Origin of the sequence: Streptomyces sp. NPDC060031 (assembly GCF_042736805.1) — a bacterium.
GTDB lineage: Bacteria > Actinomycetota > Actinomycetes > Streptomycetales > Streptomycetaceae > Streptomyces.
Genome location: NZ_JBHWVM010000024.1, coordinates 78374 through 95541 on the forward strand (window position 1 = coordinate 78374; position 17168 = coordinate 95541).

Sequence of the window (17168 nt, forward strand, 5' to 3'; positions counted from 1 at the left end):
TGCCCCACGCGATACGTAGAGGTGCGTTAGGCCGCTCGTGGCCGCGCGTGGGCGCGCGTGCCCTCCGTCAGGCCCTGGCCGGTGCCTCCCCGCGCATGATGGAAGGCACCGGGTGGTCGCGGGCACTCGGCTCGGGTACCGCGCGCATCACCGTCCCGGAGGGAGACCCGCCCCATGCAGACGTTCCTTCCGTTCCCGTCGTTCGCCGCTTCCGCAGCCGCGCTGGACGTGCGAAGGCTCGGCAAGCAGCGGGTCGAGGCCGTGCAGGTGCTGCGCGGCCTGATCGTCCCGGGCTACGGCTGGCGCAGGCACCCGGCGGTGCGGATGTGGGCGGGGTACGAGGAGGCCCTCGTCCGGTACGGGTTGGAGGTCTGCGGGGTGTGGACCGCCGCGGAACGGGCCGATACCTGCGCCGCCACCCTCGTCCAGGACTTCGGGACGTGGCGGCCGGGGGGAGGTCCGCGGACGCAGGAACAGCTGGCTGCCGACGGGGACCTGCCACCGTGGCTGGGCGCACCGGACTTCCATCGCAGCCACCAGTCCGCGCTGGTGCGCAAGGACCCGGCCTTCTACCGGGAGCGCTTCCCCGGTGTACCGGACGACCTGCCGTACGTGTGGCCACAGTCCGACCGGGAGCCCGACGGGGCGTCGTGAGCGGCGGTTCCCGTGCGGGGCCGGCGGCGATGCCGGTTCCCAGGTGGAGGGTACGGGGCGCCGCGGCCCCGGAGTCAGAGGCCTGCCGCCGCCTTCTCGCGCTGGCGGGCCCACGCCCGGGCAGGCGCCCGCGCACGCGCGTTTGCGTCACGCCGTCTGCCCCTCGGTCTGCGGGCGTCCGCTCGGCAGGAGCATCCTGGGGGCAGGAGAACCGGACGTACGCAGCCCCTCGGGAGGAACAGTGGTGAGCGAGCCGGACGTGGGTCCCCTGGTGGTTTTTGCCAACTTTCTTTCGGACTTGGCAGTCGATCTTGAAGAGTCCCACGTTCTGGCCCAGTGGGCGCAGCAGGCGCCCCGCAAGGCATGGCTGTTGCGGGCCGGCGACGTACTGGTGACTCCCGGACCGCTGAGCGGGGAGTTCCGTCGATATGTGAGCGAGCTGACGGGGGTGCCGAGCGAGCAGGCAACGGTCATCGAGGTGCCGCCGTGCGGCGCCGTACCGCTGGCACAAGCGGTCCGCCGGGCCGGGCTCCTCGGGCGGGTACGGGCCCACGCGGGTCAGCCGGGGACGGCCCTGCTGCCCACGGCCCAGGACGCGTCCGCCCTGGCGTTCGCACGGGATCTCGGGGTGACGGTGCACCCCTACGCCACGGTTGACGAGGCTGTCGCCGCCCTGCCGACGACCATGCTCCTGAACACGAAGGCGGGCTTCCGTCAAGCCGCCGGGCAGGTGGGCATGCGCCTGCCGGAGGGACGGGTGTGCCGTCGCCCGGAAGTGGAGGAGGTGGTGCGGCAGCTGCTCAAGCGGCACGAGCGGGTGGTGGTCAAGCCCGACCGTTCCGCAGGGGGACACGGTCTGCGCTTCCTCTCGCGGAAGGACGTACGGGGCGCAGCCCTGGCGCTGGACGCCGTCGGCGGCCCACAAGGCACGTGGGTGGTCGAGGAGCGCGTACCGGTGGCCGAGTCGGTCAGCATCCAGATGGAGAACACCGTTTCCGGAACGCGCGCCCTGTTCAGCGGTGCGATGCGAACGGAGCAGGGCTCCTTCACGGGGTACGTCTCCCCACTACCGCCGTCCTGTGCGCATGCCGCAGCCGAACTGGAGGAGTGGGGAACAAGGCTGGGCCGCCACCTGGCCGGGCACGGGTACCTCGGCCCCTTCGGATTGGACGCTCTCATCAGCACGGACGGCGTCACGTACGCCAGCGAGAGCAACGTCCGCCGTACCGCAACCACCACGCCGTACACCATGGTCACCCGGCTGACAGCGGCGGCCGGCCTCGCCCGTCCGGCATGGGCGGTCTCGAAGAAGCGGACCCGGCGGTCCGTCGGCTTCGATGAGGCCCTTGAGCGGCTGCGCGCACGCGGTGTCGCCTTCGACCCGCAGCGCGGCGAGGGAGTGGTGCTCTACGCGGACGCACCGCCGGACCGCCACTCCTGGCGTTACGCGGTCATTGCCGCGCACGGGAGCGATGTGCGCGAGCTGGAAGACGGTCTGGCGCAGGCCCTGGAATTCGAGAAGGCCTGACCCGTACGGGCGCCCGCCTGGCCCGCGCGAGCGAGGCGGGCGGCCCCATGGGCTCAGAGCGGGGAGGCGCCGTCCGCCTCCTGCTCGATCTGCTCCTGCGTGATGACCTGGATCTCGTTGGTGCGCTCGTTCCGAATCCGGTAGACCGCGTGGGGACCGGGATCGCGTACTTCCGTGAGGCCGTGGAGTCACGTCACTGGACCGGCACGGCACACTCCGTCCGCCGTGGTCCGTGTGGCCCGTCAGCCGCGGTCAGGCATGCCGGTGGGAGTGTCGGTTTCCGATGACCAGGCGGTAGAGGGCCAGGAGGATGACGGAGCCGATGATGGCGGCGATCCAGGTGGAGAGGTCGAAGAAGCCGTCGATGGAGTCGACGCCGAAGATGACCTTGCCGAGCCACCCGCCGAGCAGGCCGCCCGCGATGCCGATGAGCATGGTGATGATGATGCCGCCCGGGTCCTTGCCCGGCATCAGCGCCTTCGCGATGAAGCCGGCAAGCAGGCCGATGAGGATCCAAGCAATGATGCCCATGATGCGTCTCCTACTTCGCGAGATGAGGCCAGTGTCAAGTCGCTTCTTCACGCGTCTCGCGCTTTCAAACGTGCGCAGCGCAGAGCCCGGTGGTGCACCTGTCGCTGTTCGACGCGATGGGGCACGACACGGCTGCAGCCCTGACCGCCAACCTGACGTGGGTCAACGGCGGGGTCTCAGAAGGCGTAGCGGATCCGCAACCAGGGAGCGTACGACGCCACCAGGCGGCGGAGGGTGTCGACGGCTTCGGCCTTGTCGCGGTTGCGGTAGCGGACGTTCCAGCTGCCGTTCTCGGAGCGTTTGGCCTGCTGCAGATCGGGGCGCCACAGCATGTCCTCGGCCCGTGGGTGCCAGGCGAGGTTCAGCTCGTGCAGGTCCTCGTTGTGCGTCAGCATGATGACCTCCGCCGCGGCCTGCTCCTTCACGGCACGGGGCAGGACGTCGTCCATGTGCCGCAGCAGTTGCGTCCAGTCCTGTTCCCAGCCGGGCCTGATGACCACGGGTGAGAGGTTGAAGTGCACCTCGTACCCCGCGTCCAGGAAGTCCGCGGCCGCCGCGATGCGCTCCTCCACGGGACTGGTTCGGATGTCCAGCAGCCGGGAGTCCTGCGGGGGCATCACCGAGAAGCGCACCCGGGTGCGGCCGCGCGGGTCGAGCAGGAGGAGGTCGGGGTTGACGAACTTCGTGGCGAAGGAGGCCTTGGCCGTGGGCCAGCGCGAGAACGCCTGCACCAGGTCCGCCGTGTTCTCGCTGATGAGGGCGTCCACCGAGCAGTCGTTGTTCTCACCGATGTCATAGACCCAGGCGGTCGGATCGCACTGGTTCGGCTCCCGCTTGCGCCCCTGCCGCACGACGTGTCGGCCGAGGTGGGCGATGATCTGCTCGATGTTGGTGAACACGGTGATCGGATTGGCGTAGCCCTTGCGGCGCGGAACGTAACAGTAGGCGCACGCCATCGCGCAGCCGTTCGCCGAACCCGGGGCGATCCAGTCGGCCGACCTCCCGTTCGGCCGCGTGGCGAGCGTCTTCTTCTCGCCCAGGACGAGGACCTCGCTCTTGATGCGGACCCAGCGTTCGAGGTTGCCCTCGTTGCCGTGGAGTTCCGGGATGCGCCAGTGCGAGTCCACATCGATGACCCGGGCGTCGGGGAAGCGCGCCAGGATCTGCCGTCCGCGTGGCGAGGCCGCGGCTGCGGGCTCGGCGTGGATCTCGCGTACGCAGAGCAACCGGCGGGCGGCGGGCGAGTCACGGAACGAGGGTCCGATGAGGGGCCCGGGCCGCGACGAGCCGGCACGGGCGGGCCCCGTTCGCAGGTCCTCCAGGCCGAACAGCGCATCGGCGTGTTCGGCGCGGTCGGCGGAGGGCGCCGGGGGAGACCGGCGGGCTCCGGTGGGCGGAGGCTGGCCCATGCGTGCACTCCGGCTCGGATCGGCGGCTGCCAGGGACTTTCCACTCTAGGCGCCGGGCCCCCTTCCCGTCCCCGGAGGCACTGCCGGCTCGCGGCGGCCCGGCCTGGCGACGCAGGCCGCACGCCCCCTGCGGCGGGGGGCTGGTCGGGTGGTCCACGGGGAACGGGTCGGATTCGCGAGCACGCGCGGGGCATACGTAGGGAATGCCGTTGCCGTGGTGCCCTCCGTGAGGAGAAGTCGCTTGAAGCCGATCCTGCTGCCGGGAGCGGGTTCGCCGGTGGGTTCCGCGATGGCGAGAGCCGCGGGCGAGCCGTCCTGTGTGCAGGCGCCGTCGGTGTGCTCGCCGGCGGGTGCGGGGCGCCCACGGCACGGGTGGACGGGGCCACGGGCCGCCGGCGAACGGTTCGAGCGCGCCCTGGCCTCCGGGGACCACGAGGCGGTTTGCCGCCTACTGGCACCCGAGACGCTCGGGCAGCTGGAGCAGGACGAGAAGAAGGCGTGCGCAGAGGCGAGGGGTGCCGAGGACCTGCCGACGGCGGGGGCGGTCCGCACGACCGGACCGTACGGACGCCGAGCCATGCTGCGCCTCGACGGCGACACGCTGTTCGGGCGATGTACCGATGAGAGCCGACACGGACGAGAAGCCGCGGCGGAGCGGCTTCTGGCGGGACAACAGCCGCCTCACCCTGGCCTTCGGGACGGCCTTCCTGCTGCTCCTGGTCGGGCAGGCCATCGCCGGACACGCCGACAGCGGGGCTCGCCCGAATCCAAGCCCGTGGGCGCCGCCCACACGTCCACGGGGGTCGAGGGCTGACGCGTACGGACCGGAGCGCCGAGGGAGAGCGACCGCTTAAGGCGCGCTCGGACGGGCAGGTGCCCCTATGTCGATATGTCGATCGCCCGTTCGGGTCGGCCCCCCATCGTCGGCCGAATTGGCACAGGAGTGTAGTGATGACGTACGTGAACAGGTCCTCCACCGAGAGTGAGGTCCCCAGGAGGTGGCGCCCCCGAGGCGCCCTGCCCGTGGTGGGTGCCCCGTGTGCGGCTTGAGCGGCGAGGTGCGCTTCGACGGCGGTAGACCGGACCTCGCGGCGGTCGAACGCATGACTGACGCGCTGGAGCCGCGGGGACCCGACGGCAGAGGGGCGTGGTCGCAGGGCTCGGTGGCCCTGGGGCATCGGCGCTTGAAGATCATCGATCTGTCCGAGCGCGGTGCTCAGCCCATGACCGACGCACAGCTGGGTCTCACCGCGGTCTTCAACGGTTGCATCTACAACTACCGCGAGCTGCGTGGCCGCCTGGAAGGGCTGGGGCACCGCTTCTTCTCAGGCTCCGACACCGAGGTGGTCGTCAAGGCGTACGCCGAGTGGGGCTGGGAGTGCGTCGAGTCCCTCGTCGGCATGTTCGCCTTCGCCGTGGTCGAGCACCACACGGGCCGCGTCGTACTGGCCCGTGACCGGTTGGGCATCAAGCCCCTGTACGTCGCCCGGGACAGGGACCGCCTCCGCTTCGCCTCCTCCCTGCCCGCCCTGCTGGCGGGCGGGGGAGTCGACACCTCCCTCGACCCGGTCGCGCTCCACCAGTACCTGAGCTGGCACGGCACGGTCCCGGCGCCCCGCACCGTACTGGCCGGCGTCCGGAAGATCCCGCCGGCCACCGTCCGGGTCATCGAGGGCGACGGTACCCACCGGGACCACTGCTATTGGCAGCCGTCGTACACCCGGCACTCCGAGCTCGGCGAGGACCCGGTGCTCTGGCAGGAGGCCGTGCACGACGCGCTGCGCACGGCGGTGAGGCGGCGCACGGTCGCCGACGTCCCCGTGGGCGTGCTGCTCTCGGGCGGCCTGGACTCCAGCCTGATCGTGGCGCTGCTCGCAGAGCAGGGGCAGGCCGATCTCGCGACCTTCGCGATGGGCTTCGAGGCGGAGCACGGTGAGGACGGCGACGAGTTCCGGTACTCGGACCTGGTCGCCCGCCGGTTCGCGACCGACCACCACCAGTTCATGATCCCGTCCGACCGGCTCCCGTCCGCGCTGGAAGCCGCGATCGGCGCCATGAGCGAGCCGATGGTCAGCCACGACGCCGTGGCCTTCCACATGCTGTCGGAACAGGTGTCCAAAGAGGTCAAGGTGGTGCTGTGCGGCCAGGGCGCGGACGAGGTGTTCGCCGGCTATCACTGGTACCCGCAGATCGCCTCCGCCGCCCGGCCGGGTGCGGACGACGCGTACGCGACCACGTACTTCGACCGGACGCACGCCGAACTCACCGCCATGCTGCACCCGGACTTCACCGCCGGCCACGATGCCTCGATGGACTTCGTCCGCACCCACATGGCCGCTCCGGGAGCCGACACCGCCCTCGACGCGGCCCTGCGCATGGACGTCCACGCGCTCATGCCCGACGACCCGGTCAAGCGGGTCGACAACATGACGATGGCCTGGGGTCTGGAGGCGAGGGTGCCGTTCCTGGACCACGAACTCGTCGAGCTGGCCGCGGCCTGCCCTCCGCGGCTGAAGCTCGCGCAGGGCGGCAAGGCCGTGCTCAAGGACATAGGCCGTACGGTTCTGCCCCGGGAGATCGTCGACCGCCCCAAGGGCTACTTTCCGGTACCGGCGGTCCGGCACATGGCCGAGCCCGTGCTGGCCCGGGTACGGGACGCCCTGACGGCCCCGGAAGCCCGCCGACGCGGGCTCTTCGACGCGCGCCTCGTGGACCGGCTGCTCGCGGAACCCAACCGCCATCGCGCGAAACGGGGGGCGAGCACCCTGTGGCAGGTGGCGTCGCTGGAACTCTGGCTCCAATCGCACGGCATCCACTGAGCTGTCGACATCCGGAAGCGGACCCTGGGAGAGGCGGCCCATGCCCCTGGAGCACACGGAACCCCTGGAGCACGTGCACGAAACGCCCCGCCGGGCGGCCGAACCCGCTGGTGCCGGAGCGCCCCCGGCCGACCCGGACCCGGACCCGGACCCGGGCCCGGCACCGGCCCCCGCGCCGGTTCGGATGCCCGGACATCGCAGCGCCGACCCGCCGACCCTCCTGGCCGCCCACGGGTGCTGGTACCCGTCGGCCGACCCGACGGGCGAGTACGTGGCGTTCATCTGCGACCGGGCCGGGGTCCCCCAGCTGTGGAGCGGGCCCGCCCGGGGGGTCGAGGCGCACGTGCTGGACGGCGACCCCGACCCGGTGACCGAGGTCTCCTGGTCGCCGGACGGGCGCTGGATCGCCTACACCTCGGCGCCGGGGGGCGGCGAGCACACTCGGGTCCTGGTGGTGCGGCCGGACGGAACCGGACGCCAGGTGCTTGCGGGCACGGAGCCGGGAAGTTCCGCCCACCTCGGGTGCTGGACGCGTGACGGCGCCGCCCTGGCCGTCACGGTCGCACAGCCCTCCCCGACGGGCTCGGAGCACAGCGGACCCGGACACCTGACGCAGGACGTGGCCGCGGACGGGGCGTCGTGGGCCGGCGCAGGGCCACCGGGCTCGGCGTGGTCCGAACGCGACGGCCCCGCGACCCTGCTCGAAGGAGCGGCCCGCAGTGGCGGGCTGGCCGCCTACCTGGTCGACCCCGACGGAGCCACCGCGCCGGTGCTGCTGTTCAGCGAGGAGGGAGCTGCCTCCCTGCGCGTGTGCGACATGAGTGCCGACGGCCGCTTCGCGCTCGTCCGCCGCGGCCCGCGCGGCCGACGGGAGGCCCTCGTACTCGACACCGCTTCGGGCCGCACCACCCTCGCGCTGCACGTGGCGGACGGGGATCCCTGGATCGGCCGGTTCTCCGCCGACGCGCGGACGCTGTGGCTGCGCAGCGACAGGGAACGGGAGTTCGCGGCCCTCCTGCGGGTACGGCTGGACGAGGAGGGCGCGGCCCGGGGGCTTTCCCTCGCGGCCGAGCGCGAGGAGTCCGCCCTCGACCTGCTGAGCGTGCCCGACCACGGTCGGTGGGCCGTCCTCGCCTGGAACGTGCACGGCGCGACCGAGCTGGAAAGCGTGGGGCTCCCCCTCGGCCCCACGGACGGCGACTTGGGACCGCGCCACCGCCCGGACCTGCCCCACGAAGTGGTCACCCGCATCACGTCCTTGGCGCGCGGCGGACTCTTCGCCGCCCTGTCGGGATCCCGGCGCAGGCCCGGCATCTGGGAACTCGACGAGACCCTCGCGCCCACGCGCACCGGCTGGTCGGCCCGGGACGAGGACGCGGTGCCACCCGGGCGGCCCCCGGTACGACCGTCGCCCCTGCGCTGCCGGGCCCGCGACGGGCTGCGGCTGGGAGGCTGGTACTACCGTGCGCCCCACCGGGACCCGGGCCGGCCGGCCCCCTGCGTGATCCACCTCCACGGCGGACCGGAGGAACAGGAACGGCCGGTCTTCAGCCCGCTGTACCACGAGCTCCTCGGCAGGGGCCTGGACGTGTTCGCCCCCGATGTCCGCGGCTCGTCCGGCTGGGGCCGGTCCTTCGTGGACGCGGACCTCGGCGCCGGCCGGTTCGCGGCGATCGACGACGTCGCCGACTGCGCGGCGCACGTGGTCTCGCTGGGGTACGCCGACCCCCTGCGGCTTGGGGTGATGGGCCGCTCGTACGGCGGGTACCTCACCATGGCCTCCCTGGTGTGGCATCCGGAACTCTTCCGTGCCGGGGTCGCCGTCTGCGGAATGTCGGACTTCGCCACGTTCTTCGCCCGTACGGAACCGTGGATCGCCCAGTCCGCCGCCGCCAAGTACGGCCACCCCGAACACGACCGGGAACTGCTCCGCGCCCTGTCCCCGATGAGCCGCATCGATCAACTGCGGGCCCCCGTGCTGGCCGTCCACGGGGAGCACGACACCAACGTGCCGCCGACGGAGTCGGAGCAGTTCGTCCGCGCGGCGCGTGAACGCGGTGTCCCGGCGCGGCAGTTGACGTTGCGCGACGAGGGTCACGAGTTCCTGCGGGCGGACAACCGGCGGCTCTACCGGCGTGCCGCCGCGGACTGGCTGGAACAGCATCTCGGCCCGGCCCAGCCCCGTGACCAGGGCGCCTGATGTCCGTTTCATCGACGCTCACGGGGCAGGCGTGCGGCATGGACCAGTCGAAGGCACCCGTACGCCGCCGAGGAAAGCCCGGGCATTCCGGTTCGGCGGCACGGCCGGGGGCACGCGCACGGTGAGGCGGCACAGTCTGCAAGGAGGCGTCATGAGGGCACTCACATGGCACGGCAAGCGGGATGTCCGGGTCGACACCGTGCCCGACCCCACGATCCGGGACCGCGATGACGTGATCGTCAAGATCACGACCACCGGCCTCTGCGGCTCCGACCTGCACCTCTACGAAATTCTTGGGCCCTTTCTCGAACCCGGCGACATCCTGGGACACGAGCCCATGGGCATCGTCGAGGAGGTGGGGCCGGAGGTCACCTCTCTGAAGCCGGGGGACCGGGTGGTGATCCCCTTCAACGTCTCGTGCGGGTCGTGCTTCATGTGTGACCGGGGGCTGCAGTCCCAGTGCGAGACGACGCAGGTCCACGAGCACGGCACCGGAGCCTCCCTCTTCGGCTACACGAAGCTCTACGGCCAGGTCCCGGGCGGCCAGGCCCAGTACCTGCGCGTGCCGTTCGGGAACTCCCTGCCGATCCGGGTCCCGGACGGGCCGCCCGACGAGCGTTTCGTCTACCTGTCCGACGTCCTGCCCACGGCATGGCAGGCGGTCGAGTACGCGTCCGTTCCCCCGGGCGGCAGCGTCGCCGTCCTGGGCCTGGGGCCCATCGGTGACATGAGCTGCCGCATCGCCGCTCACCGCGGCGCCGGCACGGTCATCGGCATCGACCTCGTTCCCGAACGCCTGGAACGGGCCCGTCGGCGCGGCATCCACACCCTGGACCTCCAGGAGTGCGGAGAGGACCTGGCGGGCGCCGTCCGGGACCTCACCGGTGGGCGGGGCCCCGACGCCGTCATCGACGCCGTGGGCATGGAGGCCCACGGCAGCCGTATCGCCGCGGCCGCCCAGGGCATGACCACCCTCCTGCCGGATTCCCTGGCCGCGGCCATGATGAAGCGAGCAGGGATCGACCGGCTCTCCGCGCTCTACACCGCCATCGACCTCGTCCGCCGCGGCGGCACCATTTCGGTGTCCGGGGTCTACGGTGGCGCGGCCGATCCGCTGCCCCTGCTGACCATGTTCGACAAGCAGCTCCAACTGCGCATGGGCCAGGCCAACGTCTGGCGCTGGGTCGGTGACATCCTCCCCCTGCTCACGGATGGGGACCCCCTCGGCGTCGACGACTTCGCCACGCACCGTTTGCCCCTCGAACAGGCGCCGGACGCGTACGAGATGTTCCAGAAGAAGCGGGACGGCGCGGTCAAGGTCCTCTTCGCTCCGTGACCTGAGCGGCCGGACCCGGCGCCGCAGCCGTACGTGTTCCTGGCGCGCGGGCGGTCGCGCGCCGCGTCAGGAGGCGGGTCCGTCGTGCCGGAGGCTGCGGAACACCGCGGGGGCCGTCCAGCCGCGCAGTGTGGCGGGGACCGTCGAACGGAATGCGGCCTCTGCCGCGGGGGCGCCGAGCGCCCCGGCGAGTTCGAGGGTCACGAGCCCGTGCAGGGTCACCCAGAGCGAGACGGCGATCGACGTCGCTTCGCCGTCGAGGACGGACTCCGTCACGGCGCGGTCGATCGCCGCGATGAGCGGCCGGACGGGGTCACTGACACCGACCGCCCCTGAGGGCTTGAAGGATTGCACCCCACCGAACAACACCGAGTACAGGTGGCTGTGTTCGCGTCCCCATCGTCGGTACGCGGCGGCCAGTGCGTAGATGTCGGCGAGGGGATCCTCGGAGGTCGCCACCGTCGTCAGGGCCTGGAACAAGCCGGCTACGGCCTTGTCGCGTACCGCTCCGATCAGTCCCTCCTTGTCGCCGAACAGGGAGTACACCGCGGCCGTTGACGTCTCGGCGGCCGTGGCCACGGCGCGGACCGTGACCGACTCCTGCGGACGGTTGGCGAGCAGTTCGGTCGTGCACTCCACGAGTCGCTCTTTGACGGCTGCGTCGTTCGTTCTCGGCCTACCCATGACGAGAAGCCTACCTTCTTTGATAACGTCGTTTTGAAACAGCGTTTTGAAACCTCGGAGGTTCGCCGTGCCCACCGCCATGTCCCCCGCCGTGCCCACGTACGGCATGCGCCTCGCTCGCTTCACCGGCCGCTTACTGCTGGCCCTGGCCGCCGTCGCGACGCTGGTCATCGTCTTCCTCGTGACGATCGCCCTCACGAACGGAGCCGGCTCGGGGCTCGGCGCATGGTTGACGGCCCTCGGAGTCGGGACTGCCGCCGCACTGTGGCGGGGTCGGCGTCGCCCCGGGGCGAGGCGGCTCGCGCCCTTCCTGCCGGTGGTTGTCGCGGCAGCGTTGACGGCGTCGGTCTGCATCCCGACCACGCCCACGGCCCGGCGGTACCCGCCCGACCTGCCCTTCGTGGCCACGCAGCACTGGACCCTGGCCACAGGCAGCCGGGTCGCGGCGTACCACTACCCGCCCGCGAACAACGGCGTCCGCCACCCCACCCCCCTCGTCTACCTCAACGGCGGACCGGTCCGCGGCATCTCGCTGCTCGACCACCGCTTCCTGCAACTCCTGGCGCGCCAAGGCTTCGACGTCTACGCCTACGAGCAGGCAGGCGGCGGACGAAGCGATCTGCTATCCATGGACCAGTACACGATCTCCAGGTCGGTCCGTGACCTCGACGCCTTCATCGACCGCCTGGACAAGGGCAGTGTCGACGTCCTCGGCTTCTCCTCAGGCGCGGTCGTGCTCACCCGAGCCTTGGCCGAACCGGGCGTCGCGGCAGGCCTGCACCGGGCGATCATCGCCGAACCGGGTCCGATGGACGGCCCCACCGCGCACATCGCCGGGCACGGGGGCCGGCCATCCGCGCGCGGACTCGCGCCGACCATGCCAGGACCTCGGTCGACACACACCCCCCGGTACGCCGTGGCGTTCGGCCTCATGCGACTCGGACTCCTCACCCCCGACACCGGGCTGATCGGACAGGCCGAAGGCGACAACGCGTTCACCGCCGCCGACCTCGGCAGCGACACCGCATCCGCCTACTGTGCGCGCGACGCGCACCGCATCCCGATCCCGACTGAGGACACGGCGCAGAACTTCTCCTTCAGTCCCGCCGCCAGCCTCCGCGTCCAGCAGACGGTCAAGGACTCACCCTCCATCGCCCCCCAACTGAGGCGCTCCCGGATCCCCGCGATGCTGATGATCGCCGAGTGCACCTCCCAGGTCCGTCAATGGGCGACCACCATCCTCGCCAATGACCCCGCCATCCAGCGCACGCAGTACATGCCCGGCGTCGGACACCACATGTGGAACGGCCTGGACGACAACAACGACCGGGCCGCCGCCACCATCACCGCATTCCTTCAGGACGAGCCCGCACCCGCGCCCGCACCCCTGCCGAACTACCCGACCCCCGACGAGATCCCCGCCTTCCTGCGCGACCACAAGTGAAGACCCTGGGTGCGGTTCGCGGTGCCCGTGATCGCCAGACATCCGTGGTTCCGGCAGGGCTCGAGACCAGGACGATCTCTACGGTGTGCTGCCGATCAGGCGCCTTCGCCGAGGACGGTGCGGATCAGTGCCCGCTGGTCGTCGGAGAGGCCGGGGTCCTGGAGGTCGAGCACGTCGTCGTCGACGGTGATCCGGTAGTGGTAGCCGTCGGCGACGGGGGCGACGGCCCGTTGCGCGAGTCCCTCCAGCTCTGCCGCGTCCGCGCGGTCCGAGGTGTCGAGTGAGCGGAGCTTCTCGAAGCCGGCGAAGCCTCCGGAGCGGGTGACCGTGATCAGCATGGCTGTTCCTCCCTGTGCGTGGTGGTGTCGCGGCCTGCACGTCGCAGCCACTGCCGCAGGTGCCCCGAATGCCGGCCCGCTGTCACGGAGCGGGGCCCTGGCGGTACGAACGTCCGGAAAGTGCCGCTGCGTGGCTGACCCGTCGTCGGCTCTCGGGGGAGGGGGCCCGCCCCGGCGCCGTGCAGGTGCCCTCGATGTTCTCGGGCTGGACAGGACGGACATCCACCGCCCCGACCTGGGCACCGCCCGCTCTTTCACCGTGGCCGCCCAGCACCTGGCCTTCGGTACCGGACTCCACCAGCGCGTCGGCGCCGCCTTCGCGCGCGCCGGGATCGCCCCTGGGCATTCGCTGCTGTGGGGGAGCCGTTCACGGAAGCGTCCGGTGGCTGCAGCTACATCGGCATCCGGCCCCTCCTCCGCGACACGCGCTTCGAGGGCAACGGGTGGACCGCGCTCTCGGCGAGACCGTACTCCGGCAGCGCGATGTCCCCGGCCTTGGCGAACTGTGCGGCGAGCAGGTTCCGCATGGGCCAGCGGGTCATCGACCGCATCGAGAGGTCGCGCAGCCGGATACCGAGCCGGCCCGACGGCGCGTACCCGGCGGCTCCGCCGGGCGGTAGTTGCTGCGCCTGACTCACGTACGGGCGCATCACCGTGTCGTAGCGGCGGAAGGCGACACCGTGATCGCCCTCGGCGGCGGCGAGTTCACCGGCCAGGACGTAGGCGCCGACCAGGGCAAGGCTGGTTCCGAGGCCGGTCAGCGGGGTCGCGCAGTACCCGGCGTCGCCGAGCAGCGCCACGCGGCCGCGCGACCAACTGCCGAGGCGGACCTGGCCCATGGAGTCGAAGAAGAAGTCCGGGGAGGTGCGCATCGCCCGCAGCAGGCGTGGGGTCTCCCAGCCGACGTGGGCGAAGCGCCGGGCTACGAGGTCCTGTTGGGCGGCGACGTCGCGCCGGTCGTAGGCGAGCGGTGGCGAGCGGAAGCTGAAGCCGGCCTTGATCTCGCCGGGGAGGCGGCCGGGCCGCGCGGAGACGACCAGGCCGCCGGGCGCGTTGTGCATCAGGAACCAGCCGTCGAGGTCCAGGTCGTCGAGGGCGGTGAACCAGGCCGTGTAGAGGTCGATCGGGCGGACGAAGTCGCGCTCCGGGCCGAAGGCCAGCGCCCGCACCACGGAATGCGGCCCGTCCGCGCCGATGACGAGCGCGAACCGGCGCGGCGCGGCCTTCTCGAAGGTGACGGTGACCGCGTCCGCGTCCTGACCGATCTGGGTGATGGTGTCGTCGAAGAGGTACTCCGCGTCCGGCAGGGTGGCCTCGTACAGCAGACGGGCGAGGTCGCCGCGGAGGATCTCGATCTCGGAGACGAACCCCTCGCCGCCGAAGCCGTCGGCCGGCAGTCGGGCGGTGGCCCGGCCGGCGGCGTCGACGAGGGCGAGGCCGCGCTGGTCCAGGCTCTCCGCTCTGGCCCGGTCCATCAGGCCCATCCGTTCGATCACGGTGCGGCCGGCGCCGCGCAGATCCACCGTCTGCCCGCCCGGTCGGGGTTCCGGCGTGCGCTCGACGATCGTGACCGAGAAGCCTCCCTTGCGTAGCCAGTACGCCAGCGCGGGCCCGGCGATGCCGGCACCGCATATGAGTATCCCGTTGTTCGGCATGCTGCGAATGTACGCCGTACGCAAACCGGCATGCAAGCATGAAGGCGTGTTCCGCCATTGGGTGTTGGAGAGTGCTGCACTAGTGCGGAGATGTGGAGGAGGTGCTTGTGTGCGGGGGATCGCCCGGCGTCGGCGGCTAGGATGACACCCCTCCAGGTGCACTAGTGCGGAAGGGGTGTCGGTGGGCGGACAGGCGCTACCGCGCTACAGCCAGATCGTCGCCGAACTGCGGCAGCGGATCGAGACGGGCGAACTGGCGCCGGGCGATCGCGTGCCCTCGACCCGCGAGATCACCCGGCGGTGGGGCGTCGCCATGGCGACCGCGACCAAGGTGCTCTCCGAACTGCGCCGCGAGGGCATGGTCCGCGCCGTCCCGGGCGTCGGGACGGTCGTGGCGGCCCAGAGCCGCCCGGTGCGGGCCGCCCGACTCGCTGCCGCCGCACGCCCGGGCGGGCCGTCCGACGCGTCCTCGGTCCAGCCGGCCCTCACGCTCGGACGGATCGTCGGCGCCGCCGTCGCGGTCGCCGATACGGAGGGGCTGGCCGCGGTCTCGATGCGCAGGGTGGCCGCCGAGCTCGGGGTGGCCACCATGTCGCTGTACCGGCACGTGGCCGACAAGGACGACCTGCTGACGCGGATGATGGACAGCGTCATGGCGGAGCACCCGCTGCCCGCCCACCCGCCGGAGGGCTGGCGGGAGGCGATCGAACTGGCGGCCCGGCAGCTCTGGGACCTGTTCCGCCGCCACCCGTGGCTCGCCCCAGCCCTGTCGGTGACCCGCCCTCAGGTGATCATCTCGGCACTGCCGCACAGCGAGTGGATGCTCGCCACCCTGCACGCGCACGGGCTCGACCTGCAGTCCGCCTTCACCGCGCACCTCTCACTGCTCAATTACGCCCGTGGTATCGCCGTCAACCTGGAGGCGGAGCGGGAGGCCGAGGCGCACAGCGGCCTCGACAGTGAGGAGTGGATGGCCACCCAGGAGTCCAAGCTCCTGGCGATTTTGGGCACCGGCCGGTTCCCCGCGCTCTCCCGCCTCGCCACGGCCGGTTATGACCTCGACCTCGACGACCTCTTCGAGTTCGGCCTCCAGCGCCTCCTCGACGGCCTCGCCTCACTCCTCAACGAGAGCTCCGCCTGCTGAACGGAGAGCTCGGGAGGCCCCCGACCACCGACACCAAAAGGAGGCGGCTTCTCCGGAAGGCTCCGGGGCAGGTAGGGTGGGTGGCTGCGAAGGGGAGTAGCCCTGCGATACCGGTCGTCGACACACTGGAACCCCCGGGTTCCCGGTGGCCGGGCCCGCGTTCTTTGAGGATGCGGGTGGGCGAGACCTTCGGCCCATTTGTCGACGACGTATGTCAGCGTGTCGGCGGGGTCGAAGCCGTCTGCCGCCTCTCACGCCGGTCGTCCTCGAGCCCCGCAGACGCGGGAAGGCTGGACGAGTCCCGTGATCCATTTCGTATTGCTCATCGCGTGTGCGGTGGCGATCTATCTCTCCTGTGAGTGGTTCGTCAACGCGGTGGAGTGGCTGGGCGAACGCCTCAACGTGGGAAAGATGGCGGTCGGCACGATCCTGGCCGCCTTCGGTACCGCCCTGCCGGAGTCCGTGGTCACCCTGGTCGCGGTGACCACCGGGGCCACCGAAGAAGCCAAGAACATCGGAGTCGGTGCCGCCATGGGTGGCCCGCTCGCACTGGCCACCGTCGCCTACGGTGTCACCGGAACGATGCTCATCCTCAAGCGTCGCAAAGACCGCGCGGCCATCCTCGCCGGTGCTGCCGGCGCCGCCGGCTCGAGCGTGGCCCTGCCGCAGGGCGGCGAGGCCCTCGGCGACGCGAAGGACATGAAGCGGCTGGCCCGGGACCAGAAGTGGTTCCTGCCGATCTTCATCGTGAAGGTCGCGCTCGGCCTGGTCGCCTTCGCCTTCAAGCCCGCCCTGGGCGTGCTGTTCTTCGCCGCGTACGCGGTCTACTTCGTCCGCGAGATTCGCAGCAGCCGCGCCGACGACACGGACGACGAGGAAGAGGAGCTGGAACCGCTCAAGCTCCAGCCCAAGGCCTCCTCTCCGGCCACTTGGGCCGTGGTCGTCCAGACCCTGGCCGCGCTCGTGGTGATCTTCTTCGCCGCGCACTTCTTCGTGAAGCAGCTCGACGTCATCGGCCCCATGCTGGGGCTGTCCGCGACGGTCACGGCGCTGCTGCTGTCCCCGATCGCCACTGAACTTCCCGAGATCATGAACGCCGTGATCTGGGTCCGACAGGGCAAGGTCAAGTTGGCCCTCGCCAACATCTCCGGTGCCATGATGATCCAGGCCACCGTCCCCAGCGGGATCGGCCTGTTCTTCACCAGCTGGCACTTCGACGGTCCCCTGCTCTGGTCGGGGATCATCACCGTGGCCGCGATCGTGTACCTCCTGCTCACCATGCGCGCCCACAAACTCACCCCTGGCCGCCTCGCGATCGCCGGACTGTTCTACGTCGTCTTCGCCATCGGCCTCGTCCCCCTCCTCGGCTGACCCCCTTCCTCGCGGGTCCCTGCCCTGCACGGGGCGGGCCCGCCCCGTGCAGGGC

The 17168-nt window shown here is 71.4% G+C and carries 13 protein-coding genes; 8 read left to right on the plus strand and 5 right to left on the minus strand.

The genetic code is table 11. The annotated features are described in order from the left end of the window. The first annotated feature begins 174 nt into the window (after positions 1-174). Both ACFWB8_RS13865 and ACFWB8_RS13870 read left to right on the plus strand, forming a co-directional pair. On the plus strand, positions 175-654 hold the full coding sequence (locus ACFWB8_RS13865) for an MSMEG_6728 family protein (protein WP_385225595.1): 480 nt from the start codon (positions 175-177) through the stop codon (positions 652-654). A gap of 298 nt (positions 655-952) precedes the next feature. Next, complete coding sequence (locus ACFWB8_RS13870) at positions 953-2182, plus strand: peptide ligase PGM1-related protein (RefSeq protein ID WP_385225597.1); 1230 nt, start codon at positions 953-955, stop codon at positions 2180-2182. Positions 2183-2434: 252 nt separating this feature from the next. Here ACFWB8_RS13870 and ACFWB8_RS13875 read toward each other — a convergent pair whose 3' ends face one another. Further along, positions 2435-2713, minus strand: a complete 279-nt coding sequence (locus tag ACFWB8_RS13875) for a GlsB/YeaQ/YmgE family stress response membrane protein (protein WP_385225599.1) — start codon at positions 2711-2713, stop codon at positions 2435-2437. Positions 2714-2889: 176 nt separating this feature from the next. Further along, positions 2890-4122, minus strand: coding sequence for a spore photoproduct lyase family protein (locus tag ACFWB8_RS13880; protein WP_385225601.1), 1233 nt, complete (start codon positions 4120-4122; stop codon positions 2890-2892). A gap of 1037 nt (positions 4123-5159) precedes the next feature. On the opposite strand from ACFWB8_RS13880, the gene ACFWB8_RS13885 reads away from it, so the two are divergent. From ACFWB8_RS13885 to ACFWB8_RS13895, 3 genes are all read left to right on the plus strand, one after another. Then, positions 5160-6941 carry an N-acetylglutaminylglutamine amidotransferase gene (locus tag ACFWB8_RS13885; protein WP_385225603.1) on the plus strand — a complete coding sequence of 594 codons (1782 nt, stop codon included), beginning with the start codon at positions 5160-5162 and terminating at the stop codon, positions 6939-6941. Between the two features lie 40 nt (positions 6942-6981). Beyond that, positions 6982-9141 carry a S9 family peptidase gene (locus tag ACFWB8_RS13890; RefSeq protein ID WP_385225605.1) on the plus strand — a complete coding sequence of 720 codons (2160 nt, stop codon included), beginning with the start codon at positions 6982-6984 and terminating at the stop codon, positions 9139-9141. Between the two features lie 151 nt (positions 9142-9292). Next, complete coding sequence (locus tag ACFWB8_RS13895; RefSeq protein ID WP_385225607.1) at positions 9293-10477, plus strand: zinc-dependent alcohol dehydrogenase; 1185 nt, start codon at positions 9293-9295, stop codon at positions 10475-10477. Between the two features lie 66 nt (positions 10478-10543). On the opposite strand, the gene ACFWB8_RS13900 is transcribed toward ACFWB8_RS13895, so the two are convergent. Continuing rightward, complete coding sequence (locus ACFWB8_RS13900; RefSeq protein ID WP_385225609.1) at positions 10544-11161, minus strand: TetR/AcrR family transcriptional regulator; 618 nt, start codon at positions 11159-11161, stop codon at positions 10544-10546. A 67-nt stretch (positions 11162-11228) separates the two neighbouring features. Here ACFWB8_RS13900 and ACFWB8_RS13905 point away from each other — a divergent pair, with 67 nt between their 5' ends. Then, complete coding sequence (locus tag ACFWB8_RS13905; RefSeq protein WP_385225611.1) at positions 11229-12605, plus strand: alpha/beta hydrolase; 1377 nt, start codon at positions 11229-11231, stop codon at positions 12603-12605. A 95-nt stretch (positions 12606-12700) separates the two neighbouring features. On the opposite strand, the gene ACFWB8_RS13910 is transcribed toward ACFWB8_RS13905, so the two are convergent. Both ACFWB8_RS13910 and ACFWB8_RS13915 read right to left on the minus strand, forming a co-directional pair. Beyond that, the gene (locus ACFWB8_RS13910; protein WP_385225613.1) at positions 12701-12943 is read right to left on the minus strand and encodes a protealysin inhibitor emfourin; all 243 of its coding nucleotides are present in this window, start codon (positions 12941-12943) and stop codon (positions 12701-12703) included. Positions 12944-13335: 392 nt separating this feature from the next. Next, positions 13336-14598: an FAD-dependent monooxygenase gene (locus tag ACFWB8_RS13915; RefSeq protein ID WP_385225615.1), complete on the minus strand. Its 1263-nt coding sequence runs from the start codon at positions 14596-14598 to the stop codon at positions 13336-13338. Positions 14599-14779: 181 nt separating this feature from the next. Here ACFWB8_RS13915 and ACFWB8_RS13920 point away from each other — a divergent pair, with 181 nt between their 5' ends. Next, a complete protein-coding gene (locus ACFWB8_RS13920; protein ID WP_385225617.1) occupies positions 14780-15742 on the plus strand; it encodes a TetR/AcrR family transcriptional regulator C-terminal domain-containing protein in 963 nt (320 codons plus the stop codon). A gap of 303 nt (positions 15743-16045) precedes the next feature. Continuing rightward, positions 16046-17113, plus strand: coding sequence for a sodium:calcium antiporter (locus tag ACFWB8_RS13925; protein ID WP_385225619.1), 1068 nt, complete (start codon positions 16046-16048; stop codon positions 17111-17113). Positions 17114-17168 lie beyond the last annotated feature (55 nt).

Bases quoted from the DNA above. Each gene is read 5' to 3' on its own strand.
- ACFWB8_RS13865 (WP_385225595.1), top strand. From the start codon at position 175: ATGCAGACGTTCCTTCCGTTCCCGTCGTTCGCCGCTTCCGCAGCCGCG.
- ACFWB8_RS13875 (WP_385225599.1), bottom strand. From the start codon at position 2,713: ATGGGCATCATTGCTTGGATCCTCATCGGCCTGCTTGCCGGCTTCATC.
- ACFWB8_RS13880 (WP_385225601.1), bottom strand. From the start codon at position 4,122: ATGGGCCAGCCTCCGCCCACCGGAGCCCGCCGGTCTCCCCCGGCGCCC.
- ACFWB8_RS13890 (WP_385225605.1), top strand. From the start codon at position 6,982: ATGCCCCTGGAGCACACGGAACCCCTGGAGCACGTGCACGAAACGCCC.
- ACFWB8_RS13895 (WP_385225607.1), top strand. From the start codon at position 9,293: ATGAGGGCACTCACATGGCACGGCAAGCGGGATGTCCGGGTCGACACC.
- ACFWB8_RS13900 (WP_385225609.1), bottom strand. From the start codon at position 11,161: ATGGGTAGGCCGAGAACGAACGACGCAGCCGTCAAAGAGCGACTCGTG.
- ACFWB8_RS13910 (WP_385225613.1), bottom strand. From the start codon at position 12,943: ATGCTGATCACGGTCACCCGCTCCGGAGGCTTCGCCGGCTTCGAGAAG.
- ACFWB8_RS13915 (WP_385225615.1), bottom strand. From the start codon at position 14,598: ATGCCGAACAACGGGATACTCATATGCGGTGCCGGCATCGCCGGGCCC.